The following is a 25,584-nucleotide window of genomic DNA, read 5'->3' on the forward strand; positions in this document are numbered from 1 at the left end:
CCCCCCGGATTGCCTCTGCGGCAAATCTGTTGCCCCAGAGGCAAAAGCCGGCCGGAGGCGCGTGCGCACCGGCCCGCCGGCCCGTCGACGCCGCGTCCCGCAGCGACAGGGACGGCCGCTCGCGCGGTCGTCCGCTCAGCGGTTGGCCACCGCCTGCTTCACCAGCGTCCTGCCGAAGTCCCACATCAGCCCGCCGCCGCCGTGCGCGTCGTCCATCACGGCGGTGAAGGCGTCGACGAACCGGTCGACCTCCGGCTCACCGATGATCAACGGCGGGATCAGTTTGATCACCTCCAGATGGTCACCGGAGACCTGGGTGAGGATCCGGTGCCGCTGCAACAACGGTACGACCACCATCTGGGCGAACAGTCCCTTGCGCGCCGCCTGGAGCATGGCCCACCGGCTGCGCAGCTTCAGCGATCGGGGTTTGCCGAACTCGATGCCGATCATCAGACCCCGGCCGCGGACGTCGGCCAGCAGCTCGTACTTGTCGACCAGTGCCGCCAGTCTGGACCTGAGCAGGTCGCCCGTGACCCGCGCGTTGGCCACGACCTGCTCGTTCTCCAGTACGGACAGCACCGCGAGCCCGGCCGCCATGGCCTGCGCGTTGGACCCGAAGCTCGCCGAGTGCACGAGCACCCGGTCCATCGACGAGTAGACCTTCTTGAAGATCCAGTCCCTGCCCAACGTGGCGCCGACCGGCACGTACCCCCCGGACAGCGCCTTGGCCACGCACACCAGGTCGGGTTCGACGCCGTCCTCGTGCTGGTACGCGTAGAAGTCACCGGTCCGGCCGAGCCCGGTCTGCACCTCGTCCGCGATCAGCAGCGCCTTGTGCCGGTGCAGCAGCTCCTGGGCGGCGCGCAGATAGCCGGGCGGAGCCTCGTGCACGCCCTTTCCCTGGATCGGTTCGACGATCAGGGCGGCGACGTCCCCCTTGCGCAGCTCACCGGCCAGGGCGTCCAGGTCGCCCAGCGGGACCGCCGTGTCGGGCAGCAGGGGCGCGAACCCGTCCCGGAACCCCGACTCGCCGTTCACGGAGAGCGAGCCCGTGGTGAGGCCGTGGAAGGCATGGTCGCAGTACAGGACCCTCGGCCTGCCGGTGGCGTACCGCGCGAACTTCAGCGCCGTCTCCACCGCCTCCGTGCCACTGTTGCCGAAGAACACCCGGTCCAGGTGCGGGCTGTGCGTGAGGAGCTTCTCGGCGAGCAGCCCGGGAAGCGGCTGGCAGTCGAAGCGGGTCAGGTCGGCGAGCCGGGCATCGAGGACGTCGTGCAGCGCCTTGCGGACGACGGGGTGGTGCCGGCCGAGCCCCATCACCCCGAACCCGGCGAGCATGTCCAGGTAGTCGTTGCCGTCCGCGTCCCAGAAATACGCGCCCTCGCCGCGCTCGTAGACCTTGTCGAAGCCGATCGTGCGCAGCATGCGCGGCAGCTGGTGGTTGAGGTGCTTGCCGTGCAGCTCGTAACGCTCGGCTCCGCGCGCGGCCAGCAGTGCGCCGAGGTCGAACTCCGTCGTCATTCCGCTTTCTCCTTGACTTCGCCGGCCGCCGGAGCGCCGACGGACCCGACGTCCTTGACGGCCAGGCTCGCGCTGATCCGGCCGGCCACCTCGACGGGCGTGAGGCCGATGTCGGCGAGCAGCTCGCCGCGCTTGGCGTGCGCGAGGAACTGCTCCGGGATCCCGAACCGCCGTACGGGTACGTCGACCTCGGCGTCGCCAAGGGCCAGCGCCACCGCCGATCCGACGCCGGCGGCGCGGCTGTTGTCCTCGACGACGGCCACCAGCCGGTGCTCGGCGGCAAGGCCGGGCAGCGCGGGGTCGACGGGTTTGACCCAGCGGGGGTCCACGACCGTGCAGGCGATGCCCCTGGCCTCCAGCAGCTCGGCGGCCTGGAGACAGACCGGCGCCATGACACCGACGGCCACCAGGAGGACCTGCGCGCGGTCGCCCCTGTGCAGGACGTCCATACCGCCGACCCGGCCGACGGCCGGGACCTCCGGTCCGACCGACTCCTTCGGGAAGCGGACCAGCGTCGGCGCGTCGTCCACCGCGACCGCCTCCCGCAGCTGCGCGCGCAGCTGCTCGGCGTCGCGCGGCGCGGCGATCCGCAGACCGGGGACGACCTGGAGCACCGACATGTCCCACATGCCGTTGTGGGAAGCGCCGTCGACACCGGTGACCCCGGCCCGGTCCAGCACGAACGTGACACCGCAGCGGTGCAGGGCGACGTCCATCAGCAGCTGGTCGAAGGCCCGGTTGAGGAAGGTGGCGTAGACGGCGACGACGGGGTGCAGGCCACCGGTCGCCAGGCCGGCCGCACTCACGGCCGCGTGCTGCTCGGCTATGCCGACGTCCCACACGCGGTCCGGGAAGCGGGCGGCGAACCTCCCCAGCCCGACCGGGTGCAGCATCGCCGCGGTGATCGCCACGACATCGTCGCGCTCCTCTCCGATCGCCACGATCTCGTCGCCGAAGACGGACGTCCAGGAGGGTCCTCCGGCAGGCGTGAGGGGCTCACAGGTGAGGGGGTCCATCGCGCCGACCGTGTGGAAGTGGTCCTCCTCGTGCGCGAGGGCGGGCTCGTACCCGCGGCCCTTCTCGGTCAGGCAGTGCACCAGCACGGGCCCGTGGAATCGCTTGGCCCGCCGCAGCGCGGACTCGACGGCCTTGAGGTCGTGGCCGTCGATCGGGCCGACGTACTTCAGGCCGAGGTCCTCGAACATGCCCTGCGGCGCGAACGCGTCCTTGAAGCCCTTCTTCGCCCCGTGCAGCGACTCGTAGACCGTGTGGCCGACGACCGGCGTGCGCAGCAGTACGTCCTTCCCCCAGGCCAGCACCTTCTCGTAGCCGTCGGTGGTGCGCAGGGTCGCCAGGTGGTTGGCGAGTCCGCCGATGGTCGGCGCGTACGAGCGCTCGTTGTCGTTGACGACGATGATCAGCGGCCGGTCCCTGGCCGCCGCGATGTTGTTCAGCGCCTCCCAGGCCATGCCGCCGGTGAGCGCGCCGTCGCCGATGACCGCGACCACATGGCCTTTCCCGCCCTGCACCTGGCGGGCCTTGGCGAGGCCGTCCGCCCAGCCCAGCGCGGTGGAGGCATGGCTGTTCTCGATGACGTCGTGCTCGGACTCCTCGCGCGACGGATAGCCGGACAGCCCGCCCTTGCCGCGCAGCTTGGAGAAGTCCTGACGGCCGGTCAGGAGCTTGTGCACATAGCTCTGGTGGCCGGTGTCCCACAGGATGCGGTCGACCGGCGACTCGAAGACCCGGTGGAGCGCGACGGTCAGTTCGACGACACCCAGATTGGGCCCCAGGTGGCCGCCTGTCCTGGCGACCGCCTGCACCAGGAACTCCCTGATCTCTTCGGACAGTTCACCGAGTTCCGCCTCGGACAGCGCCTTCAGGTCGCGTGGTTGCCGGATCTTCTCCAGGATCGTCACGTCGGGCCCCCTCCAGGTCCGTGCCTTGCTTCAACTCACCGTCACTGCCGGTTTCCCCGTGCCGCCGGGGGTGCCGGAAGCGGCGCCGTCGTGTTCCATCTGTTCGGCCAGCTTCATGGCCTCCTCGATGAGGGTCTCCACGATCTTCGACTCGGGGACGGTCTTGATGACCTCGCCCTTGACGAAGATCTGCCCCTTGCCGTTGCCGGAGGCGACGCCCAGGTCGGCCTCCCGGGCCTCGCCGGGCCCGTTGACGACACAGCCCATCACCGCGACACGAAGAGGAACCTCCATCCCCGTCAGACCCGCCGTGACCTCCTCGGCCAGCTTGTACACATCGACCTGCGCCCGCCCGCAGGACGGACACGACACGATCTCCAGACCCCGCTGCCTCAGGTTCAGGGACTCCAGGATCTGGTTGCCGACCTTGACCTCCTCCACCGGCGGAGCCGACAGGGAGACCCGGATCGTGTCACCGATGCCCTGCGACAGCAGCGCACCGAAAGCCACCGCCGACTTGATCGTCCCCTGGAACGCCGGACCCGCCTCGGTCACCCCCAGGTGCAGCGGATAGTCGCTCTGCGCGGCAAGCTGACGGTACGCCTCGATCATGATCACCGGGTCGTTGTGCTTGACCGAGATCTTGATGTCACGGAAACCGTGCTCCTCGAACAGCGACGCCTCCCACAGAGCACTCTCGACGAGCGCCTCCGGAGTCGCCCTGCCGTACTTCTGAAGCAGACGGCGGTCCAGCGACCCGGCATTCACCCCGATCCGGATCGGCGTGCCGTGCGCCTTCGCCGCCTCCGCGATCTCCTTGACCTTGTCGTCGAACTGCTTGATGTTCCCCGGGTTCACCCGCACCGCCGCGCAACCCGCCTCGATCGCCGCGAACACGTACTTCGGCTGGAAATGAATGTCCGCGATCACCGGGATCTGCGACTTCCGCGCAATCGTCGCCAGCGCGTCCGCGTCGTCCTGCGTGGGACAGGCGACCCGCACGATCTGACAACCGGACGCCGTGAGCTCGGCGATCTGCTGCAACGTCGCACCCACGTCGGAGGTACGGGTCGTCGTCATCGACTGCACCGACACCGGAGCGTCCCCACCCACCGCCACGGACCCGACCTGGATCCGCCGGCTCTTGCGGCGCGACGCCACCGGCCGGACCGGCATCCCGGGGACGCCCAGCGAGACGGCGCTCACGCCGTCACTCCCGGTTCCCGCTGACGGTCTCCCGCATGGCGCGCAGGGACTCCTTCAGGGAGCCCATGGTGGCGAGGACGGCCGTGGGCTCGTAGCCGCAGTGCGCCATGCAGTTGGCGCAGCGCGGGTCCTTGCCGCGGCCGTACTTGTCCCAGTCCGTCTCCTCGATCAGCTCGCGGTACGTCGGCACATACCCGTCGCTCATCAGGTAGCAGGGCCTCTGCCAGCCGAAAAGCGAGTAGTTGGGGATCGCCCACGCCGTGCACGGGAAGTCGACCTTGCCCTCGAGGAAGTCGAGGAAGAGGGGCGAGTGGTTGAGGCGCCAGCGCCGCCGGTTGCCGCCCGAGAACGCCTTCTTGAACAGCTCGCGGGTCTGCTCCACACCGAGGAAGTGCTCCTGGTCGGGAGCCTTCTCGTAGGCGTAGGCGGGCGAGATCATCATCTCGTCGACCTTGAGGTCGTCGTTGAGGAAGTTGAGCACCTCGATGATGGTCTGCGGGGTGTCGGTGTTGAAGAACGTCGAGTTGGTGGTCACCCGGAAGCCCCGTCGCTTGGCTTCCTTGATGGCCGCCACGGCCTCGTCGAACACGCCCTCCTTGGCCACCGACTCGTCGTGCCGCTCCCGCAGCCCGTCGATGTGCACGGCGAAGGCGAAGTAGGGCGAGGGCGTGAACTTGTCCATCTTCTTCCGCAGCAGCATGGCGTTGGTGCAGAGGAACACGTACTTCCTCTTGGCCACCAGCTGCCGCACGATCTCGTCCATCTGAGGGTGCATCAGGGGCTCACCGCCCGCGATCGACACCATCGGCGCGCCGGACTCCAGCACCGCGCCCACGGCCTGGGCGACCGGCATGCGCTGTTTGAGCACTCCCGCCGGATGCTGGATCTTGCCGCAGCCCTCGCACTTGAGGTTGCAGGCGAAGAGGGGTTCCAGCTCGACGATGAGCGGGAACTTGTCCCGCTTGCGGAGCTTCTGTTCAGCCAGATATGTAGCGACCTTGATTGACTGGCGCAGCGGCATGGCCATGTGGCTCACCTCCGGGGGAGCAGAACATTACGGTGCCATTCGAAAAAAGCAGGCAGGACGGAGCGAAGGACACGGAAAGCCGATATTCCACCGCGCACCGTGCCGATCCGGACCAGTTCATGTTCAGGAGCGTCCACGACCACTCGGACGGCCGCAACCGGGCGCAGGTCCCCGCGCACGGCGCTCAGGAGCGTGGCCGCCGACTCCATGTCGACGGCGATCGCACCGGTCGCGAGCAGGTCGGCCCGCTCGTGACCGCGAACCACGTGGTCGGAGCCGGTGAGGGGCCCCGTGTGGACGGTGCGCCCCGGCAGGGTACGCACCAGTTCCTTGACGAGCAGTTCGGTGCCGACGCAGGGGACACCGCCGCGCGGGTCGCGGGTCTCCTCCGCGACGACCAGGTCGCCGGGGTGCATGCCGGGCGCGAGGCCGGCACAGAAGCCCGTGGCCAGCACGGCCGCCCCGGCGAACACCGGATCCGCCAGGACACGGGTGACGGCACGCTCCGCCGCCTTCGGTCCCATGCCCGTCCGCAGCACGGTGACCGGCCCGTCGGCTCCGCCGCGGTCGCCCATGCGCAGGGCGAGGTGCTCGATGCCGAGGGCGCAGGCGATCAGCAGCGGAGCCGGGACGGGCGGTGTGCTCATCAGCTCCCCTTGACCTCGGTGGAAGCCGCGAGCGTGGCGGGCTTCTTGCTGAACGGCTCTCCGTGGACGTACCGGCCGAGCGCGGTCAGCGGGAAGACCTGCCGGTAGAGGTGGTAGTTGATCGAGAAGTCCCACGGGAAGCCGGTGCCGGTGAAGTAGGGCTCGTCCCAGGAGCCGTCCTCCCGCTGGGTCCGGGCCAGCCAGGCGACACCCCGCTCGACGGCCCCGGAGTCCTTCTCCCCGGCCGCCAGCAGCGCCATCAGGGCCCACGCGGTCTGCGAGGGCGTCGAGGCGCCCCGGCCGCTCCAGCGGACCGCGTCCTGGTAGGAGCGCAGGTCCTCGCCCCAGCCGCCGTCGTCGTTCTGCACCCGCTCCAGCCAGCCGACCGCCCGCCGGATCGCGGGGTGCTGGGCGGGCAATCCCGCGGCGGTGAGTGCGGGCACCACCGACCCGGTGCCGTAGATGTAGTTGACGCCCCAGCGCCCGAACCACGAACCGTCCGGCTCCTGTTCGGCGAGCAGCCACTCGATGCCGCGCCGGGTGCGCGGGTCGTGCGAGAGCCCCTCGACCGCCAGCATCTCGACGACGTGCGCGGTGACATCGGCCGACGGCGGGTCGATGACCTCGCCGAAGTCGCAGAACGGCAATCGGTTGGGGAACGGACTGGTGTTGTCGACGTCGAAGGCGCCCCAGGCCCCGTTCCTCGACTGCATCCCGAGGTTCCAGCGCACCCCTCGCGCGACGGCCCGGTCCATCCGCTCCTGGTCGTGGTGCTTGACCCGGCGCAGCGCGAGGACGACCTCGGCGGTGTCGTCGATGTCGGGGTAGTTGTCGTTGTGGAACTCGAACGCCCAGCCACCGGGCGGGAGTTGCGGTCTGCGCACCGACCAGTCGCCGGGCCGCACGACCTGCTCGCCGAGCATCCAGTCGGCGGCCTTGACCAGTTGCGGGTGGTCGGCGGGGAGTCCGGCGTCGGCGAGCGCGATGGTCGCCAGGCAGGTGTCCCAGACCGGCGACTGACATGCTTCGATCATCCGTGCGCCGTCCTCGCGCCACACGGTGTAGCGGTCCAGCGACTCCAGCCCCGCCCGCATCACCGGGTGCTGGAGGTCGTAGCCGAGCAGGTGCAGGGCGATCACGGAGTACACGGCGGGCGGCTGGATCCCGCCCCAGCAGCCGTCGTTCTCCTGCCGCTCGATGATCCAGCGGGCCGCCGAGTTCAGCGCGGCCCTGCGCAGCCTGCGCACCGCGACCGACCGGTAGCCGCGGACCACCTTGTCGAGCCGCTGGAAGAGTCCGTCCCAACTGTTGACCGGTGCAAGGGGCTTGGGCGGGTGGGGGTTCGAGGGGTCGGTGTGCAGCTCGTCCAGCGGAAAAGGCGCCGGACGCACCGGACGCTTGGCCGACACGACGGTCAGCGGCACGATCGTCTGCCTCGCCCAGCAGCCGAAGTTGTAGATGCTCAAGGGAAACCATTTAGGGAAGAACAAGAGCTCCGGCGGCAGTTCGGGCAGGTCCTCCCACTTCCACCAGCCGAACAGGGCCAGCCAGATCCGGGTGAAGACCCGCGCGGAGGCGATGCCCCCCTGCTCACGGACCCACTCGGAGGCCTTTCGCATGTGGGGCGCCCCGGGCTCGTCGCCCGCCAGCCGCAGGGCGACATACGCCTCGACGGTGGCGGAGAGGTCGGGCGGGCCGCCGTAGAACGTGGCCCATGTCCCGTCCTCGCGCTGCTCGCCGCGGACGAACAGCGCGGCGGCCCGGGTGGTGGCCTCGTCGCGGATGCCCAGGAACTGACGGAGCAGCAGGTCCTCGGCGTCCATCGTGACGTTCGTCTCGAGGTCGCCCTTCCACCAGCCCTCGGCGTCCTGCCCGGCGAGCAGGAAGTCGGTGGCGCGTTGCATGGCGCGTGCGGCGGCTTCTTGTACCCCGGCCGCCACGGGGATGGTGATGTCGGTTTCGCTGGCCGAGGCAGCGCGGGGCGGCAGGGCCCCGGTGCTTCCGTCGGTCGTCGCTGTCATGGCTTCCCCTTCGTGCAGTGTGCATGGCGTTGCGTCTGCTGTGGGTCCGCCGTCGGCCGGTGCTTCTCCCCGCACACCGGCCGGCGACTACGCGAGGGCTATTCGACCGATAGGGATCATCTCTTTCGTACGACGACGAAGTCGGCGAGCGCCGTGAACCGGTCCCGCACCTGCTCGGGCATGTCGACGGCGTCCAGGGCGTCCAGGGCGACGGTGTGCTGGCGGCGCGCCTCCTCGGCGGTCCAGTCACGGCCGCCCGCCTCCTCGATCAGAGCGGCACGGGCCGCGAACTCCCCCTCGGAGAAGGTCTCGAAGTCGCTGCTCTTCGCGTCGGCGGCGAGGATGTCCCCGAGCCGTTCCGAGGCGGAACCGCCCGCCGCGAGCGCGGCCACCACCGGCAGGGACTTCTTGCGCTGGCGCAGGTCGCTCCAGGTCTGCTTGCCGGTGGCCTCCGGATCGCCCCAGATGCCGAGGAGGTCGTCGACGGCCTGGAAGGCCAGGCCGAGGTGGTACCCGTACTTCTCCAGGGCGTCGGCGGTGCGCGCGTCCGCGCCGCCGAGCACGGCGCCGATGGAGCTGGCGCAGGCCAGCAGGGCGCCGGTCTTGTTGCCCTCCATCTCCAGGCACTCCTCGACGCTGACCCGGTCGCGGTGCTCGTAGGAGATGTCCTGGGCCTGGCCGTCGATGAGGGCACGGGTGGCGACGGTCAGCCGGTGGGTCGCGCGGGCCGCTTCCGCTGTGCCGAGTTCGAGGAGGATCTCGCCGGCCAGGGCGAACAGGGCGTCGCCGACCAGGATGGCCTGGGCGGGGCCGTGCACCTTCCAGACGGTGTCGCGGTGCCTGCGCTGCTCGTCGCCGTCCATCAGGTCGTCGTGCAGCAGCGAGAAGTTGTGGACCAGTTCGACGGCGACCGCCCCGGGGACGCCGGTCTCGGGGGCGGCCCCGGTGACCTCGGCGGAGAGCACCGCGAGGGCCGGACGCACGGCCTTCCCGCCGTCCCCGGCGGTCGGGTTGCCCTGGGCGTCGATCCAGCCGAAGTGGTAGGCGGCGACCGTGTCCATGGGTGGCGCCAGACGGTCGACGGCCGCCCGCAGCACCGGTGTGGCCAGGGTGCGGCCACGCTCCAGGAGCGCGGTGACGTCCACCGCGGTCCTGCGAGCGGCCGGCGTGGCCGGGGGCACAGTGGGCACAGTTTCTCCTCTTGTTGCGGTGCCGGAGAGGGTGCGGGGGTGTGCCGAGCCGTGCTGATCGAGCATCAGGCCGCCTCCTCGAACTCGAAGAGATGGCGGGGGCGGGGCCGGCCCAGGGCGCTCAGCGCGGCGTCCGCCGCACTCACACCGCTGCGGACCGCACTCTCCATGGTCGCGGGCCACCCTGTGGCGGTCCACGCTCCGGCCAGGTACAGGCCGGGGGCTCTGGTGCGGGCGCCGGGCCGAAGGCGCCCGACGCCGGGGGCGGGGGCGAACGTCGCCGTGCGCTCCCGGGTCACGAAGAAGTCCCTCACCTCGGCGCCGCGCGCGCGGGGCAGCAGCCGCTGAAGTTCGGGCAGAAAGCGTGCGCGCAGCGCGGCGACGGGTTCGTCGATCTCGTCCTGCGCGGCGGACTGGGAGAGGGCGAGGTACTGGCCCTCGCGCAGACCGGAGGCGCCGGTGCGGTCGAAGACCCACTGCACGGGTGTGCCGAGCGCCGCGAAGAAGGGCTTGTCGAGGACCTTGCGGTCGTAGACGACGTGCACGTTGAGGATGGGGGCGGCGCCGATCGCGAGCAGCCGCTCGGGTTCGTCGAGCGCCCCGTCGGGCAGCAGGTCGTACGCCTCGCGCTGCGGTACGGCGAGGACGACCGAGTCGGCGCGGAGCGTCTCGCCCGGAACCTGAACGCTCCACGTCCCGTTTCCGTCAGGAGAGAGGGAGGTGACGCGTGTACGGACCTCGGTACGCACGCCCGCGGAGTCGAGCGCCTTGCGCGCGAGCCGGTCGTGCAGGTCGCCCAGCGGGACGTGCGCCCAGCCGATGTCGGCGGCGCCCGGGTCGGACAGCAGGCCGGTCTTGAACACCATCGCGGCGAGCCCCAGCGAGGAGTCGCCCGCGACCGCGTTGAGGGTGGCGACCCCGACCAGGTCCCAGAGGGCCTCGACGGCACGCGCCGACTGACCGTGGGCGGTCAGCCAGCTGCCGAAGTCCTGCGCGTCCAGCGCCGGATCGGCGAGGTCGAGTCCCTTGAGCGCGAGAGCGGCACGGCCCACCCTGGCGCGTTCGGCGAGCGAGAGATGCGGATACGTGGCGAGGCTGCGCCCCAGATGCAGGGGTACGGGCAGCGCGTCGCGCCGCAGCCTGCCGAGCCGCCTTCCCTCGGGCCGGGCGAGGTCGACGACGGGCACGTCGAGGCGGTCCTGCAACGGTGCCAGCGCACTGCCCTCGATGCGGTCGAGGAACCAGCGGTAGGCGGTGCAGCAGCGCAGGTAGACGTGTTGTCCGTTGTCCACGGTCAGTTCGCCGCGCCGGAAGGAGAAGGCGAGACCGCCGAGCCGGGGCCGGCCTTCGAGCAGGGTGACGCGCACGCCCGCGTCGGCGAGCGCGAGCGCGGCGGTCACACCGGCGAGGCCGCCCCCGACGACGACGGCGGTACGGCCTGAGAAGCCGGACGCCTGCGAGGCGTCCGCGAGCTGCTCGTCGTTCATCCTGCACCCTCCCGTGCGGGCCGACCGTGGTGCTTGAATGCTGCACCGCTGGCCGTCGCAGTCAGGGACGCCGCGCCGCACCGGAGGGTTGCGTGCCGCTTTTCGCCGCCGGAATCGCATCGGCCCGCTTCGTCACCGGTGGCGGCCATCAGATGTGCCTCCTGGCGGCCTGCCGCGACACGTGCCGGGCGTCCAGGCCCGAGAGCCCCCGTACGGCCACGTAGGCCTTCTCCCGTCCGGGCAGCGAGACCCGGCCGCGCAGCACGGCCTCGGGGTCGCGCTCGATGCGGTCGAGGAGACGACGGTAGATGCCTGCCATGGCGGCGACACAGGCGCCGCTGCGCCGGTCGAGCATCGGGAGCAGACGGTAGCCCTCGGCGAACAGGGCGCGGGCCCGCCGTACCTCGAAGTGCACGAGGCCCGCGAAATCGGAGCCCTCCGGCGGCTCGGGCCCGTCGAACCCGGCCGAGCAGCCGAATTTCGCGAGGTCGTCGGCGGGCAGATAGGTGCGGCCGCCCTCGGCGTCCTCGCGGACGTCCCTGAGGATGTTCGTGAGCTGGAGCGCGAGCCCGAGCGTGTCCGCGTACTCCGGCGCGCGTTCGGCGCCGCGCGCCCCCGGTTCGGTGCCGAACACCCCGAGTGAGAGCCTCCCGATGGCGCCCGCCACACAGCGGCAGTACGCCTTCAGGTCGTCCCAGGTCTCGTAGGTCTCGCCGCGCACGTCCATGAGCACGCCGTCGATCAGCTCGTCCAGACCGCGCAGCGGAACCGGGAAGGTACGGGCCGTGTGCGCGAGGGCGACCGCGACGGGGTCGGTGTCGTCCTCCTCGACCTCGCCCGCGCGGACCCGGGAGAGCAGCACCCGGGTCTCCTCGAGCCTCGCGCTCTTGACCTCGCCGTCCAGTGCGCCGTCGCCGATGTCGTCGACGCGGCGCGAGAAGGCGTACAGCGCCGACATCGCGCGGCGCTTGGGGGTGGGCAGCAGCCGGATGCCGTAGGCGAAGTTACGGGCCTGCTGGCCGGTGACGGTCTCGCAGTAGCCGTAGGCGGCGAGTACCGGTGCGGACACGTGCGGTGACGACTCCACGCCCCGGATCACCCCTCTCCTCGCAGGGTCACGCCCACCTCGCGCAGCAGCTGGATCCTGCCGGGCTTGGGCGGGCCGGGAAGCACGTCGTACCCGGCGGCGGCGATCGCCTTGATCGCCGCCCTTCCCCCCGCCACGAAACCCGCCAGCAGCAGCCTCAGCCTGCCGTGAACGCTACCCACCAGGGGGGCGCCTTCATTCAGGAGATCGCGGGCGCGTTCCGCTTCGTACGCGATCAGGGCGCGCACCGACGCACTCGCGGTCCCCGCGGCCAGATCCGCCTCCCGGACGTGGAAGCGCCTCATGTCCGCGGCGGGCAGGTAGACGCGGTCACGGCCGAGGTCCTCGGTGACGTCCTGAAGGTGCTCGACGATCTGGAGGGCGGTGCAGATCGCGTCGGAACGGCGGATCCGCTCGGGGGTGGCGGCGCCGGTGACGGCGAGGACCAGGCGGCCGACGGGGTTGGCGGACAGTTCGCAGTAGGCCAGGAGGTCGTCGTACGTCTCGTAGCGGCTGACGAGCTGGTCCTGCCGGTTGGCGGCGATCAGACCGAGGAAGGGCTCGGGGCCGAGCGAGCGGCTTCGGACGGTCGGCCGGAGGCGGCGCAGCAGGGGGTGACGGGGCGCGCCGTCGAAAACGCGATGCAGATCGGCCTCGAAGGCGTCCAGCAGGACGAGGCGGTCCCCGGCCTCGGAGTCCGGCACCCCGAGCAGGCGGGCGTCGGCGCCGCCGGGTGCCAGGTCGCCGTCGCCGATGTCGTCGACGAGCCGGGCGAAGCCGTAGACGGCCATCAGGTCGTCGCGCCAGGCCCGGGGCAGGAAGAAGGGGGCCACGGGGAAGTTCTCGTCCGCGGCCTTGGCGAGCGTGCCGCGCTCCGGGTCGCCGACGCGCGGCACGGCGGGTGCCGTCATCGCCGACCGCCCAAGGCGGGGACGGCACGGCCTGCGTCGAGCTGGGGAGTTTCCGTAGCCATCGCCGTCACATCTCCCGTTCTACACTGCCGACCTAATACGCACTATTTCGGACACGCCGCCCGGCCGCTCGCGCGGTGACCCCTACGGTGGGCGCTGCGCGTTTTCGCCCCACTTGCCGCGTTTCGGGGGCCGGTCCAGCTTACGTTGTACAACGTGGCGAGGTTCCCGGGGGTGTTCTGGACATCACAAGAACACACCGATTGGCGTCAAGATTCCTGGGCAGGCCCGGAGTTGACGTTTCCTTTGCAGACGCAGGGCCCCACCGGACAGTTCCGGTGGGGCCCTGGCCGACTCGCGCTACCTGCCCGAGAACTTCTCGTATTCCTTCATGACCTCTTCGGTCGGGCCGTCCAGGCGCAGTTCGCCCCGTTCCAGCCACAGCACCCGGTCGCAGGTGTCGCGGATGGACTGGTTGCTGTGGCTGACCAGGAACACGGTGCCGGCGTGCTCGCGCAGCTCCCGCACCCGCGCCTCGGAGCGTCTGCGGAACTTCGCGTCCCCGGTGGCCAGTGCCTCGTCGATCATCAGGACGTCGTGGTCCTTGGCGGCGGCGATGGAGAAGCGCAGCCGCGCCTGCATGCCGGACGAGTAGGTACGCATCGGCAGGGTGATGAAGTCGCCCTTCTCGTTGATGCCGGAGAAGTCGACGATCTCCTGGAAGCGCTGCTTGATCTGCTCCCGGGACATGCCCATCGCCAGCCCGCCGAGCGTCACGTTGCGCTCGCCCGTGAGGTCGTTCATCAGGGCCGCGTTGACCCCGAGGAGCGAGGGCTGGCCGTCGGTGTAGACCTTGCCGCTCTCCGGCGGCAGCAGCCCCGCGATGGCGCGCAGCAGCGTCGACTTGCCCGAGCCGTTGGAGCCGATCAGACCGATGGCCTCGCCGCGGTGGGCGACGAAGGAGACACCGCGCACCGCGTGCACCTTGCGCACCCCGCGTGCCGTGTCGTCGGAACCCCGCCTGACGATACGGCTGAGGGCGGCGGTGGCACTGCCCTTGCCGGCCTTGGCGCCGTTGACCCGGTAGACGATGTGGACCTCGTCGGCGATGACGGTGGGGATGCGGTGCTGCCCCGCGAGCGGCTCAACCACGGCCGTACCTCTCCTCCGCCTGCCAGAAGTACACGAAGCCGCCGATGGCGAAGACCACGGCCCAGCCGCCCGCGACCGCCCAGACGTGCGCGGGAAGGTTCTCGGCCCCGTACTCCTCGATGAGCGCGAAGCGCATCAGGTCCATGTAGATGGCGGCCGGGTTCCACTGGAGGATGTTGGCCACCCACTGCGGCTTGTCCGCGAGGAAGACCGGGATGGAGAACATCACGCCGGACGCGTACATCCACGTCCGCATCACGAACGGCATCAGCTGCGCCAGGTCCGGGGTCTTCGCGCCGGCCCGGGCGAAGATCAGCGCCAGACCGGAGTTGAAGCAGAACTGCAGGATCAGCACCGGGACGACCAGCGCCCAGGAGGCGTCCGGATAGCTGCCGGAGCCGATCACCACGAGGAACAGCACCAGCATCGAGTAGAGCAGCTGCTGGAGTTGCTGGAGGGCGAACGAGATGGGCAGCGAGGCACGCGGGAAGTGCAGGGCGCGGACCAGGCCGAGGTTGCCCGAGATCGCCCGGACGCCGCTCATCACCGAACTCTGCGTGAACATGAACACGAAGACGCCCGTGACGAGGAACGGGATGTACACGTCCTTCTCCAACCCCCGGCCGGCGTCGAGGAGCAGGCCGAAGATCGCGAAGTACACGGCGGCGTTCAGCAGCGGGGTGGCCACCTGCCACAGCTGGCCGAGCTTGGCCTGGCTGTACTGGGAGGCCAGTTTCGCCCGGGAGAACGCCATGATGAAGTGCCGACGCCCCCAGAGCTGCCGGACGTACTCCCCCAGCGGAGGCCGGGCGCCGCTCACGGCCAGCCCGTACCTGGCGGCCAGCTGCGCCGCCGTGAGGCCCTCCTCAGGCGACGGAGGCGCGGTCACCACAACTCCGACGTCGTGCGTTGTCTCACTCACAAGTAGGAACTTTCGTCTTCGGGATGCGCGGCCTTGACGAGGCCGGCATGAGCCGGGGGGCCCGCGGTACGGCCCGGGGTGCCCTCAGGGACGAGCTTGTCAGATCACCGGAGGCCGGCCCAGTCGTGTCAGCCGCCACACCGTACGCCACTTCATGGGCCTGCGAGGTCCGCACGAAGTGCTCCAGCCTTCCCGGAAACCGCCGAACCAGGCCTTCAGCGCCGGCCCCGACGGGCGCCGCGCCAGCGTGAGCAGCAGCCAGACCCCGAGGTAGACCGGGACCAGCGGCGCGGGCAGGTTGCGGCGGGCCAGCCAGACGCGGTTGCGGGCGACCATGCGGTGGTACACCGCGTGCCGCGAGGGCGCGGTCGTCGGGTGGTACAGCACCATGTCGGGCCGGTAGTCGATCATCCAGCCCGCGTCGAGCGCCCGCCATGCCAGGTCGGTCTCCTCATGGGCGTAGAAGAACTCGTCCGGGAGTCCGCCCACTTCGGCGAAGACCTTCGTGCGCACCGCGTTGGCGCCCCCGAGGAACGTGGTGACCCGGGAGGAGCGCATCGGGTCGGAGGCACGCAGCCGGGGTACGTGGCGGCGCTGGGTGACACCGGTGTCCGGGTCGGCGATCCGGAAGCTGACGATGCCGAGCCCCGGATCGGCGTCGAAGGCCCGCCGGCACAGTTCGGCCGTGTCGTGCTGGGCCAGGAGGCCGTCGTCGTCCAGGAACATCAGGACGTCGACGTCGCGGCCGCTGGGACCGAAGGCCTCGATGCCGACGTTGCGGCCGCCGGGTATGCCGAGGTTCTCGGGCAGCTCGATCGTCCTGACGCCCTCGGGGACGTCCGGGACGGGCGAGCCGTTGCCGACCACGACCACCTCGACCTTCTCGCCCTCCTGCTTGGCGACCGAGTCGAGCAGCGCCCTCAGCTCGTCGGGGCGGTTGCCCATGGTGATGACGACCGCGCCGACCTTGACGGGCGCGCTCACTTCAGCCTGCTCGACGCGAGGATGGACACCAGGTGCAACAGGGTCTGGAGCAGCGCGATGCCGGCCAGTACCGCGACGCCGAGCCGGGTGAAGAACAGGTCGCCGCGCACCTGGTCGATGACGGCCAGGAGCAGGATCAGCAGGGACGCCTCGATGCCGAGGACCAGCCGGTGGAACTGGAGCGCCGAGGCTGCCCGGCGGGCCAGCGCCATCCCGGAGGAACGCGGTTCGGACGCCGACTCCTTGACCGGTGGCAGACCACCCTGGTGCCGGGCGACGCCGACGAGGTCGGTCTCGGCCTTGATCAGGATCGCGCCGAGCGCGGCCAGCGTGCCGAGGAAGGCCCACAGCCAGTCGATCCGCCCGGTGCCCCACAGGTCGGCGGCGCGCAGGCCGAAGCCCACGAGGACCGCCGCGTCGGTGAGATACGCCCCGACCCGGTCCAGATAGACCCCGCCGAGCGAGTACTGCTTCTTCCAGCGCGCGATCTCGCCGTCGACGCAGTCCAGCAGCAGATACATCTGGACGCACACCACGCCGAGCACGGCGCCCGTGATCCCCGGCACCAGCAGGGCCGGGGCCGCGAGCACTCCGAAGACGGTCATCAGGTACGTGAGCTGGTTGGGCGTGACCCTGGTGTTGACCAGGTAGCGGTCGACCCGCAGGGACACCTCACGCATGTAGAGGCGCCCCATCCAGTGCTCACCGCTGCGCCGGTCCTTCACCCCCGGGGGGTGGACGACCGGTCTGAGTTCAGCTACCGATGGCCTTGACATAGTCGGCGTAGATGTCCTTGATCTGTTCGGTCTTGAGGTCGAGGTGTTCGAGGATCGTGTACCGGCCGGGCCGGGTCTCGGGCGCGAACTGCACCGCACGGACGAACTCGTCCACGGTGAAGCCGATGTCGCCCGGCAGGACCGGCAGTCCGTGCCGCCGCAGCACCTGCGCCATGTAGGCGGACTCCTCGTGGGCTCCGCGCAGGTACATCGCGAAGGCCGCGCCCAGTCCGCACTGCTCTCCGTGGGCGGCCGCCCGCTTGGGGAAGAGCAGGTCGAAGGCGTGGTTGATCTCGTGGCACGCGCCGGAGGAGGGGCGGGAGTCGCCCGACACCGACATGGCGATGCCGCTGAGCACCAGTGCCTCGGCCAGCACCTGGAGGAAGTCGGTGTCGCCGACGCCGCCCGGGTGGCGCAGCACCGCTTCCCCGGCCTGCCGGGCGATCGCGGCGGCGAGGCCGTCGATCTTCTCGCCCTTGATCCGGTTGGCGAGTTCCCAGTCCGCGATGGCGGAGATGTTGGAGACGGCGTCGCCGATGCCGGCCCGTACGTACCGGACCGGTGCCTCGCGGATGACGTCCAGGTCGATCACGACGGCGATCGGGTTCGGCACACCGTAGGAGCCGCGGCCCGCGTCGTTGTCGAGGGTGGCCACCGGCGAGCACAGGCCGTCGTGCGCGAGGTTCGTCGGCACGGCGACCAGCGGGAGGCCCACCCGTGCCGCGGCGAACTTGGCGCAGTCGATGATCTTTCCGCCGCCGAGGCCGACGACCGCGTCGAAGTGGCCGGCCTTTATGTCGGTGGCCAGCTGTACGGCGTCGTCGAGGGTTCCGCCGCCGACCTCGTACCAGGTGGCGCCTGGCAGGGCGGGAGTCAGGCGCTCGCGCAGCCGGGCGCCCGAGCCGCCGCTGACGGCGATCGCGAGCTTGCCCGAGTGCGAGATGCGCTCGTCGGCGAGGACCCCGACCAGGTCGTCCAGGGCACCCGGGCGGATGTCCACGACGACCGGTGAAGGGATCAGCCGGGTCAGTACTGGCACGCGATCTCCCGTCCACGGGCGAGATCGTCGTGGTTGTCGATCTCGACCCACTTGACGTCGCCGATCGGCGCCACGTCGATCCGGAAGCCGCGGTTCACCAGTTCCTGGTACCCGTGCTCGTAGAACTGCTGCGGGTCGGTCTCCCACACGGCCTTGAGGGCGTCGGCCAGTTCGGGGGCCGCGTCGCCCTCGATGAGGGTGACGCCGATGTACTCGCCGGTGGCCTCGGACGGGTCCATCAGCTTGGTGATCTTCGTCATGCCCCGCTCGGGGTCGACGACGACCTTCATCTCCTCGTCCGCGAGGGACTTCACGGTGTCCAGGGCCAGGATGATCCGCCTGCCCTCGCCGCGGGCGGCGAGCAGCGTCCGCTCGACGGAGACCGGGTGCACTGTGTCGCCGTTGGCGAGGATCACGCCGTCCTTGAGGGCGTCACGGCCGCACCACAGGGAGTAGGCGTTGTTCCACTCCTCGGCCTTGTCGTTGTCGATGAGGGTGAGCTTGAGCCCGTACTTCGCCTCCAGCGCGGCCTTGCGCTCGTACACGGCCTCCTTGCGGTAGCCGACGATGACCGCGACCTCGGTCAGACCGATCTCGGCGAAGTTGCCGAGCGTCAGGTCCAGCACCGTGGGCTCGCCCTCTATACCCGCGGGCCCCACCGGCACCAGCGCCTTGGGCAGGCTGTCGGTGTAGGGGCGCAGACGCCTTCCGGCGCCGGCCGCCAGCACGAGGCCGATCATGCGGGTTCTCCTTCATCGTGTACGGACGGGGCGCCTGCCCGGTGGGCGGCGACCCAGAAGCGGATGCTCTCGACGAGCGCCACGAGGGCGACGACCACGGCGAGGACCGTGAGCGCGACCGTGAACTGCGAAGCGGAGAGCAGCACGGCCAGCACGACCACGAGCAGCGTGCGCCCGTCCTGCCCCCCGATGACGCGCACCAGCCAGGCCGGCGGCGCTCCGGCGTTGCCGCGGATGCGGTACACCGTGTCGTAGTGATGGTAGGCGACGGCGGCGACCAGCCCGAAAGCCGCGGGAAGCGCTCCGTTCGCATCGGCCTTGGCCGCGAGAATGAGGACCGTGCAGTATTCGCCGGCCCGGAAGATCGGCGGGACCAGCCAGTCCAGGGCGCCCTTGAGGGGTCGGGCTACGGCGTCGGCGGACAGCAGCACATAGAGGACGGCGGCGAGGAGCAGCGAGAAGCCGGATCCGTCGAGCCAGGCCGCGCACACCAGCAGCGCGACGCCGGCGAGCGCGCTGACCGGCGCCGGAACCCGGATGCCGGCGGGCAGTGTGCGGGCCAGCAGCTCCGTGAGGGGTCCGCTGTCCGCGAGGTCCGCGAGCGCCTGCGCCGCCCGGTCCGTCCGCCTGGCCTTGCGGGTCAGCGAGCGCAGCACCCGGCCCGCCGTGGTGTAGACCGCCGCGAAGGAGCAGCCGACGAGGAGCGCGTAGAAGGTGATGCGGGGGGTGGTGACAGCGGTGAGAACGGCGATCATGGCCCATCGTTCGCCGATGGGCAGGACTATCATCCGCCGCACCCAGACCGTCCAGCCGACGCTGTCGAGCTTGTCGGAGAGGGCGGCGGTGGGGCTGGTGTTGGCGGTGGCGTCGTGGTTGGCCTCGTTGAAGGAGAAGTCCACGACGTGCCGGCAGGTCTGGAGGACCATCGCGCCCAGCGCGAGGGCCCAGACGTCGTCGCTGCCGCCGCCCCGGGTCGCTCCGAGCGCGAGGCCGGCGTAGTAGGCGTACTCCTTGGCGCGGTCGAAGGTGGCGTCGAGCCAGGCGCCGAGGGTGGAGTACTGGAGGGAGTAGCGGGCGAGCTGGCCGTCGGTGCAGTCCAGGACGAACGACGCGATCAGCAGGACGCCGGCCGCGACGAACCCGCCCCGGGTGCCGGTGGCGGCGCAGGCCGCCGCGATCAGCGCGGTGATCAGCGAGGCGGTGGTGACCTGGTTCGGGGTGAGCCCGCGGCGGGCGCACCAGCGGGCGAGGTAACGCGAGTACGGGCTGATGCAGTAGGTGGTGAAGAAGCCGTCGCGGGCCTTCACGGCCGACTTCAGGCGGACGGCCTCGTCGTCGACGGCGCTGACGGCCTGCCGTGCCTCGTTGCGGGCCTGCGGGTCGGCGGGGACCTCGGCGACCAGGCTGCCGAGTTCGGGGCGGTGCACGTCGACGCCGTCGGCGTCGAGGGCGGTGACGACCCGGTCGGCGAGGCTGTCGACGTCCTCGGCGCTCGACTTCGCCCGCACGGGGGCGCCCCCGCGGACGGTGCCGCCGCTCGCCGAGTTCTCCCGGGCCATGGCGCGGGTCAGGGCCTGGCGGCCGGCGGGCTGTGCGGTCACCGCGCCCGGGATCGCGGCGAGCGGGAAGCGGGGGTCGGTGAGGCCGAGGCGCAGCGCGTGCTCGTGGCCCACGAAGCGGGCGTCCACGACGGCGACGCGTTCGTCACCGGGGACGGCGGCGAGGAGGGCTTCGGCGTCACCGGCGTCGGAGGCGGTCCGCACGTCGAAGCCGAGGGACCGCAGATCGCCCTCGATCGACGATCCGGGGACCGGCGAGCCGGTGAGGATGGCGGTCGACAACCGAACTCACTCCCTGGGTCCGGCGCGTTGACGCCGGTCATGTACACGGTGGAGGCGCCCCTGGGCTGCACCGGCGACTTCACCAGTGGCTGCACCAGGCGGGCGGCATGTCGGCTGAGGCTATCGGATGCCGGGAAGGCCGTGTTCACCGCCCGTTCGGGCGCGATCCCCACGATCCGGCAGCACGGCTTGAACTCGGCTTGAACCGCCCTTTGCCGAGATCATCATCGGTGATCGGCGGCCCGGGCGACAAACCGCGGCGCCCAGAGCCGACATCCGGGACATTGACCGCAGGGCCGGGACGCCGCCCCGGTCGGCATAGGGTCTACAGCCATGACGTGGCTGATTACCGGCGGAGCCGGATACATTGGGGCGCATGTGGCACGGGCGATGACCGGGGCCGGGGAGCACGTCGTCGTGCTGGACGATCTCTCCACCGGCACGGCCGCGCGACTGGGGGCGGACGTACCGCTCGTGACGGGTTCGGCGCTCGACGCCCGCCTGCTTGAGCGCGTCCTCGCCGAACACGCCGTGACGGGCGTGGTGCACCTGGCCGCACACAAGCAGGTCGCCGAGTCCGTGGCGCAGCCCACCCGCTACTACCGGGAGAACGTGGGCGGTCTGGCCACCCTCCTCGACGCGGTCGCGGGGGCCGGGATCCGGCGGTTCCTGTTCTCCTCCTCCGCCGCCGTCTACGGCAACCCGGACGTGGACCTGATCACGGAGGACACCCCGTGCTCGCCGGTGAACCCGTACGGCGAGACCAAGCTCGCCGGGGAGTGGCTGGTCAGGGCGGCGGGCCGGGCGCACGGCATCGCCACGACCTGTCTGCGCTACTTCAACGTGGCCGGAGCGGCGGCGCCCGAGCTGGCCGACACCGGTGTCTTCAACATCGTCCCGATGGTCTTCGACCGGCTCACCCGGGACGAGGCCCCGCGGATCTTCGGCGACGGCTATCCGACGCCCGACGGCACCACCGTCCGCGACTACATCCACGTCGCCGACCTGGCCGAGGCGCATCTCGCGGCGGTCCGGCGGCTGACCGCGACGGACGCGGCGGGAGATCTGACGGTGAACGTCGGCCGGGGCGTGGGCGTCTCGGTGCGCGAGCTGGTGTCCCTCATCGGCGAGGTCACGGGCGACACCAGGCCGCCGGTCGTGGAGGGACCCAGGCCGGGCGATGCCCCGCGCGCGGTGGCCGCGGCGGACCTGGCGGCCCGGGAGCTGGGCTGGACGGCCCGGCGCGATGTGCGCGAGATGATCGGGTCGGCGTGGCAGGGCTGGCGGCTGCACCATTCCTGAGACGGGATGAGGGTGCCCTGACCTGCACTTCGTTTGCGCAGGTCAGGGCACATGACAACGGTGTTCAGTGCCGCGTTGCCCGGTACCCCCCACCCGTAGTTGACTGTGATCCCGGGGCAGAACGCGACGGCCCGTGAAGGACCACAGGAGGGCTGCTTCCATGGGGGCTGGGCACGACCACAGTCATGCGCACACCCACGCGCCGACCACCGGAACGGCCGCGGCGGCGTACCGGGGCAGGCTGCGCGTGGCTCTGGGGATCACGCTCGGCGTCATGGTGGTCGAGATCGTCGGCGGGGTGCTCGCCGACTCCCTCGCGCTGATCGCGGACGCGGCGCACATGGCGACGGACGCGCTCGGCCTGGGCATGGCGCTGCTCGCCATTCACTTCGCCAACCGCCCGCCGAGCGAGAACCGCACCTTCGGGCTGGCCCGCGCCGAGATCCTGGCCGCCCTCGCCAACTGCCTGCTGCTGCTCGGGGTGGGCGGCTACGTCCTCTACGAGGCGGTCCAGCGGTTCTTCACGCCGGCCGCCACCGAGGGCGGGCTGATGATCTGGTTCGGCGCGATCGGTCTGGTCGCGAACATGGTCTCCCTGTCGCTGTTGATGCGCGGCCAGGCGGAGAGCCTGAACGTGCGCGGGGCGTTCCTGGAGGTGGCGGCGGACGCGCTGGGGTCGGTGGCGGTGCTGATCTCCGCGGTGGTGATCCTGACCACCGGCTGGCAGCCCGCCGACCCGATCGCCTCGCTCGTGATCGGCCTGATGATCGTGCCGCGGACCGTGAAGCTGCTGCGCGAGACCCTGGACGTGCTGCTGGAGTCGGCGCCCAAGGACGTCGACATGGCGGACGTGCGCTCCCACATCCTCGCCCTGGACGGGGTGGAGGACGTCCACGACCTGCACGCGTGGACGATCACCTCCGGGATGCCGGTGCTGTCGGCGCACGTGGTGGTGCGCTCGGACGTGCTGAACGCGATCGGCCACGAGAAGATGCTGCACGAGCTCCAGGGCTGCCTGGGCCACCACTTCGACGTGGAGCACTGCACCTTCCAGCTGGAGCCGAGCGGGCACGCCGAGCACGAGGCGCGGCTCTGTCACTGAGCGCGTACGGAGCACTCGGCGCGACTTCGTCACGGAGTGCGTACGGGCCGTCCGTCCCGGGTGATCCGCACAGGCGTTCCGGACGGTTCCCGGCGCCCGGCCCCGGGCAAGATCACCTACCGGGTCCCCTGCCCCGCTGAACATGGCCGCTTTCGTGTGAAGTGCCGGGAGTGCCGGACGCGTACGGCAGACTGGGGGCGCGAGGACCGATGCTAAGGATGGGTATGCCGATCACACCTGCCACCGCGACACACCACTCGACGAACGGCACCGCGGAGGCGATCTTGCTGGAGCTGGTCGACGAGAACGGCGTCACGATCGGCACCGCGGAGAAGCTCGCCGCCCATCAGCCGCCGGGGCAGCTGCACCGCGCGTTCTCCGTGTTCCTCTTCGACGAGCGGGGCAGGCTGCTGCTCCAGCAGCGGGCGCTCGGGAAGTACCACTCCCCCGGTGTGTGGTCCAACACCTGCTGTGGCCACCCCTACCCCGGTGAGGCGCCGTTCGCGGCGGCCGCGCGGCGCACGTTCGAGGAGCTGGGCGTCTCCCCCTCGCTGCTCGCGGAGGCGGGCACGGTCCGTTACAACCACCCGGACCCCGACTCGGGTCTGGTGGAGCAGGAGTACAACCACCTGTTCGTCGGGCTGGTGCAGTCGTCGCTGCGGCCGGACGCGGAAGAGGTCGGCGACACGGCCTTCGTGACGCCCGCCGAGCTGGCGGAGCTGCACGCGAAGGGCACGTTCTCGGCCTGGTTCATGACCGTGCTGGACGCGGCGCGTCCGGCGGTCAGGGAGTTGACGGGGCCCTCGGCCGGCTGGTGACCCTCAGGGCACCCGGACGGGCTTGAGCGGCAGGGCGGCCCAGACCACCTTGCCGCCGCCCGAGGTGTGCTCGATGTCGCAGACCCCGCCCGCCTCCCTGGTGATCTCCCGCACCAGAAGCAGTCCGCGGCCGCCCGTCCGGCCGTGGTCGGCCTCCAGGGCGGTCGGGCGGTAGGGGTGGTTGTCCTCCACCGCGACCCGTACCCACTCGGCTCCGACGGCGACCTCCACGGCGAGCACCGGGGACAGCACCGCCGCGTGCCGGACGGCGTTGGTCACCAGCTCGGAGACGATCAGCAGGAGCGCCTGGGCCAGGTCGTCGGAGACCGGCACTCCCTGGCGGTACAGCAGGTCCCGCACGGCGTGTCGGGCCTGCGGGACCGAGGCGTCCACGGCGGAGGCGGTGAACCGCCAGACGCCTTCGTAGGGCAGCGGTCGCGGTACGGTTTCCGCGACGGATTCGGGAGGTTCGCCCGGAGCGCCCTCTGGGCGTGGGTCGGGCCCGCGCCCTTGATCGTCCATTCTCCGGTCGCCACCCTCGCGCTCGATTGTCACCACACGTGAAGTGTTGGGAACGACACACCCCCCGCCGGATGACTGAACAGAAGTCAGCAGTTATCGAGCACTTTTGACCGGTCGAAGAAGAAGGAGTCGACCGCGGGACCGTTTCTGTCGTATCCGCGCCGCCTTCGCGCACTCTTCGGGTTGTACGGGTTCGGCAGCGCCGCTCCTCCCCTTTGCGGTGCTTCGGTGCCCCTTCGCCGCCGGTGCCGCCCGGTGTCGCCCCTCTCACACCGGCCGCCGTGATCATGCGGGCGAGCCGGTGGCTAGTGCCGCGGCGGGCAACGTTTGCCCGTCAAGGAGCGGCGTCCGGTGCGTGCTCTCGGCGTGCCGGCCGGAAGTCCTCGTACTGGACGTACCTGGGCTTTCGGCCGGTGCGGCGAGAGTGCGTGCCGGGCGTCGCGACGGGGCGAACGTTGCCTGTCGCGGCACTAGCATCCGGGGCATGGAGCCCGAACTGCTGCACGGCGTCACCGACGCGGTCGCCACCGTCGTCCTGCACCACCCGGCGAAGCGCAACGCCATGACGGCCGCGATGTGGGCGGCGCTGCCCCCGTTGCTCGACACCCTGGCCGCCGACCCGGCGGTGCGGGCGCTGGTGCTCACCGGCGCGGGCGGCACCTTCTGCGCGGGGGCCGACATCTCCACCCTCCAGGGGTCTCCGGACGAGGCGCAGGGGCTGGCGGTACGGGCCGAGGAGGCCCTCGCGGCGTTCCCGAAGCCGACCCTGGCCGCGGTCCGGGGGCACTGCGTCGGCGGTGGCGCCCAGCTCGCCGCCGCCTGTGACCTGCGGTTCGCCGAGGAGGGCGCGCTGTTCGGGGTGACTCCGGCGAAGCTCGGGATCGTCTACCCGTCCACCGCCACCCGGCGACTGGTGCACCTGGTGGGCCCGGCCACCGCCAAGTACCTCCTGTTCTCCGGTGAGTTGATCGGCACGGAGCGGGCGCTGCGCACGGGCCTGGTCGACGAGGTGCTGCCCGCCGACGGACTCGACGAGCGCGTTGCGGAGTTCACCCGCGTGCTGGTCTCCCGCTCCCAGCTCACGCAGGCCGCCGCGAAGGAGTTCGCCAACGGGCGCGAGGACCGGGACGCCCACTGGAGCGCGCAGGCCCGCGGCAGCGGCGACACCGCGGAGGGCGTCGCCGCGTTCCTGGAACGCAGGGAGCCGCGCTTCACCTGGACCACGTCGGGCTGAACCGGCCGCGGGCCCGCAGCCGCTCGACGGGGTGCGCCGACGCGCCCGGGCCGTCCGTCCGGCCGGCCACCGGGTACGAGCCGCGGCCGCCGCGCGGGGAATCCGTCGCTGTCGCCCTGCGCCGGCCGGCGCGGGA

The 25,584-nt window shown here is 71.1% G+C and carries 23 protein-coding genes; 4 read left to right on the top strand and 19 right to left on the bottom strand.

Annotated features, from left to right (window positions below):
* Window positions 1-135 precede the first annotated feature (135 nt).
* The 18 genes from OHS71_RS06600 to OHS71_RS06680 all read right to left on the bottom strand — a co-directional run bounded on the left by OHS71_RS06600 (window position 136) and on the right by OHS71_RS06680 (window position 20,470).
* Window positions 136-1,521: an aspartate aminotransferase family protein gene (locus OHS71_RS06600; RefSeq protein ID WP_328477749.1), complete on the bottom strand. Its 1,386-nt coding sequence runs from the start codon at window positions 1,519-1,521 to the stop codon at window positions 136-138.
* On the bottom strand, window positions 1,518-3,440 hold the full coding sequence (dxs, locus tag OHS71_RS06605; RefSeq protein ID WP_328477751.1) for a 1-deoxy-D-xylulose-5-phosphate synthase: 1,923 nt from the start codon (window positions 3,438-3,440) through the stop codon (window positions 1,518-1,520). The genes OHS71_RS06600 and dxs overlap by 4 nt, the downstream gene beginning before the upstream one ends.
* Window positions 3,441-3,470: 30 nt before the next feature.
* Window positions 3,471-4,646 (bottom strand): flavodoxin-dependent (E)-4-hydroxy-3-methylbut-2-enyl-diphosphate synthase, encoded by a 1,176-nt coding sequence (gene ispG / locus OHS71_RS06610; protein WP_328477753.1) that lies wholly within the window; start codon window positions 4,644-4,646, stop codon window positions 3,471-3,473.
* 4 nt (window positions 4,647-4,650) lie between these two features.
* Window positions 4,651-5,673, bottom strand: a complete 1,023-nt coding sequence (gene hpnH, locus OHS71_RS06615) for an adenosyl-hopene transferase HpnH (RefSeq protein WP_328477755.1) — start codon at window positions 5,671-5,673, stop codon at window positions 4,651-4,653.
* A gap of 5 nt (window positions 5,674-5,678) precedes the next feature.
* The gene (locus OHS71_RS06620; RefSeq protein WP_328477757.1) at window positions 5,679-6,320 is read right to left on the bottom strand and encodes a phosphorylase family protein; all 642 of its coding nucleotides are present in this window, start codon (window positions 6,318-6,320) and stop codon (window positions 5,679-5,681) included.
* Window positions 6,320-8,341, bottom strand: coding sequence for a squalene--hopene cyclase (shc, locus tag OHS71_RS06625; RefSeq protein WP_328477759.1), 2,022 nt, complete (start codon window positions 8,339-8,341; stop codon window positions 6,320-6,322). The genes OHS71_RS06620 and shc overlap by 1 nt, the downstream gene beginning before the upstream one ends.
* Window positions 8,342-8,457: 116 nt before the next feature.
* Window positions 8,458-9,486, bottom strand: a complete 1,029-nt coding sequence (locus tag OHS71_RS06630) for a polyprenyl synthetase family protein (protein WP_328484418.1) — start codon at window positions 9,484-9,486, stop codon at window positions 8,458-8,460.
* A 110-nt stretch (window positions 9,487-9,596) separates the two neighbouring features.
* The gene (gene hpnE, locus OHS71_RS06635) at window positions 9,597-11,018 is read right to left on the bottom strand and encodes a hydroxysqualene dehydroxylase HpnE (protein WP_328477761.1); all 1,422 of its coding nucleotides are present in this window, start codon (window positions 11,016-11,018) and stop codon (window positions 9,597-9,599) included.
* Entirely contained in the window at window positions 11,015-11,167 is a 153-nt protein-coding gene (locus OHS71_RS41295) for a DUF6380 family protein (RefSeq protein WP_366885638.1), read from the bottom strand. The genes hpnE and OHS71_RS41295 overlap by 4 nt, the downstream gene beginning before the upstream one ends.
* Window positions 11,167-12,117 (bottom strand): presqualene diphosphate synthase HpnD, encoded by a 951-nt coding sequence (hpnD, locus tag OHS71_RS06640; protein WP_328477763.1) that lies wholly within the window; start codon window positions 12,115-12,117, stop codon window positions 11,167-11,169. Before hpnD ends, OHS71_RS41295 begins: the two co-directional genes overlap by 1 nt.
* A complete protein-coding gene (gene hpnC / locus OHS71_RS06645) occupies window positions 12,114-13,016 on the bottom strand; it encodes a squalene synthase HpnC (RefSeq protein ID WP_328477765.1) in 903 nt (300 codons plus the stop codon). Before hpnC ends, hpnD begins: the two co-directional genes overlap by 4 nt.
* Window positions 13,017-13,376: 360 nt before the next feature.
* On the bottom strand, window positions 13,377-14,168 hold the full coding sequence (locus tag OHS71_RS06650) for an ABC transporter ATP-binding protein (RefSeq protein ID WP_328477767.1): 792 nt from the start codon (window positions 14,166-14,168) through the stop codon (window positions 13,377-13,379).
* On the bottom strand, window positions 14,161-15,090 hold the full coding sequence (locus tag OHS71_RS06655; protein WP_328477769.1) for an ABC transporter permease: 930 nt from the start codon (window positions 15,088-15,090) through the stop codon (window positions 14,161-14,163). Before OHS71_RS06655 ends, OHS71_RS06650 begins: the two co-directional genes overlap by 8 nt.
* A gap of 99 nt (window positions 15,091-15,189) precedes the next feature.
* Window positions 15,190-16,035 (bottom strand): glycosyltransferase family 2 protein, encoded by an 846-nt coding sequence (locus tag OHS71_RS06660; RefSeq protein ID WP_443047157.1) that lies wholly within the window; start codon window positions 16,033-16,035, stop codon window positions 15,190-15,192.
* Between the two features lie 35 nt (window positions 16,036-16,070).
* Window positions 16,071-16,850, bottom strand: coding sequence for a CDP-alcohol phosphatidyltransferase family protein (locus OHS71_RS06665; RefSeq protein ID WP_328477773.1), 780 nt, complete (start codon window positions 16,848-16,850; stop codon window positions 16,071-16,073).
* Entirely contained in the window at window positions 16,828-17,889 is a 1,062-nt protein-coding gene (locus OHS71_RS06670; protein WP_328477775.1) for an iron-containing alcohol dehydrogenase family protein, read from the bottom strand. The genes OHS71_RS06665 and OHS71_RS06670 overlap by 23 nt, the downstream gene beginning before the upstream one ends.
* On the bottom strand, window positions 17,877-18,629 hold the full coding sequence (locus tag OHS71_RS06675; RefSeq protein ID WP_328477777.1) for a phosphocholine cytidylyltransferase family protein: 753 nt from the start codon (window positions 18,627-18,629) through the stop codon (window positions 17,877-17,879). The genes OHS71_RS06670 and OHS71_RS06675 overlap by 13 nt, the downstream gene beginning before the upstream one ends.
* Window positions 18,626-20,470 carry a DUF5941 domain-containing protein gene (locus OHS71_RS06680; protein WP_328477779.1) on the bottom strand — a complete coding sequence of 615 codons (1,845 nt, stop codon included), beginning with the start codon at window positions 20,468-20,470 and terminating at the stop codon, window positions 18,626-18,628. Before OHS71_RS06680 ends, OHS71_RS06675 begins: the two co-directional genes overlap by 4 nt.
* Window positions 20,471-20,803: 333 nt before the next feature.
* On the opposite strand from OHS71_RS06680, the gene galE reads away from it, so the two are divergent.
* The 3 genes from galE (at window position 20,804) to idi (ending at window position 23,692) form a co-directional block, all read left to right on the top strand.
* A complete protein-coding gene (gene galE / locus OHS71_RS06685; protein ID WP_328477781.1) occupies window positions 20,804-21,772 on the top strand; it encodes a UDP-glucose 4-epimerase GalE in 969 nt (322 codons plus the stop codon).
* Between the two features lie 160 nt (window positions 21,773-21,932).
* Entirely contained in the window at window positions 21,933-22,874 is a 942-nt protein-coding gene (locus OHS71_RS06690; RefSeq protein WP_328477783.1) for a cation diffusion facilitator family transporter, read from the top strand.
* Between the two features lie 224 nt (window positions 22,875-23,098).
* The gene (gene idi / locus OHS71_RS06695; protein WP_328477785.1) at window positions 23,099-23,692 is read left to right on the top strand and encodes an isopentenyl-diphosphate Delta-isomerase; all 594 of its coding nucleotides are present in this window, start codon (window positions 23,099-23,101) and stop codon (window positions 23,690-23,692) included.
* 3 nt (window positions 23,693-23,695) lie between these two features.
* Here idi and OHS71_RS06700 read toward each other — a convergent pair whose 3' ends face one another.
* Window positions 23,696-24,214, bottom strand: coding sequence for an ATP-binding protein (locus OHS71_RS06700; protein ID WP_328484419.1), 519 nt, complete (start codon window positions 24,212-24,214; stop codon window positions 23,696-23,698).
* 484 nt (window positions 24,215-24,698) lie between these two features.
* On the opposite strand from OHS71_RS06700, the gene OHS71_RS06705 reads away from it, so the two are divergent.
* A complete protein-coding gene (locus tag OHS71_RS06705; RefSeq protein ID WP_328477787.1) occupies window positions 24,699-25,448 on the top strand; it encodes an enoyl-CoA hydratase/isomerase family protein in 750 nt (249 codons plus the stop codon).
* Window positions 25,449-25,584: the final 136 nt, after the last annotated feature.

It is taken from the genome of Streptomyces sp. NBC_00377, assembly GCF_036075115.1.
GTDB lineage: Bacteria > Actinomycetota > Actinomycetes > Streptomycetales > Streptomycetaceae > Streptomyces.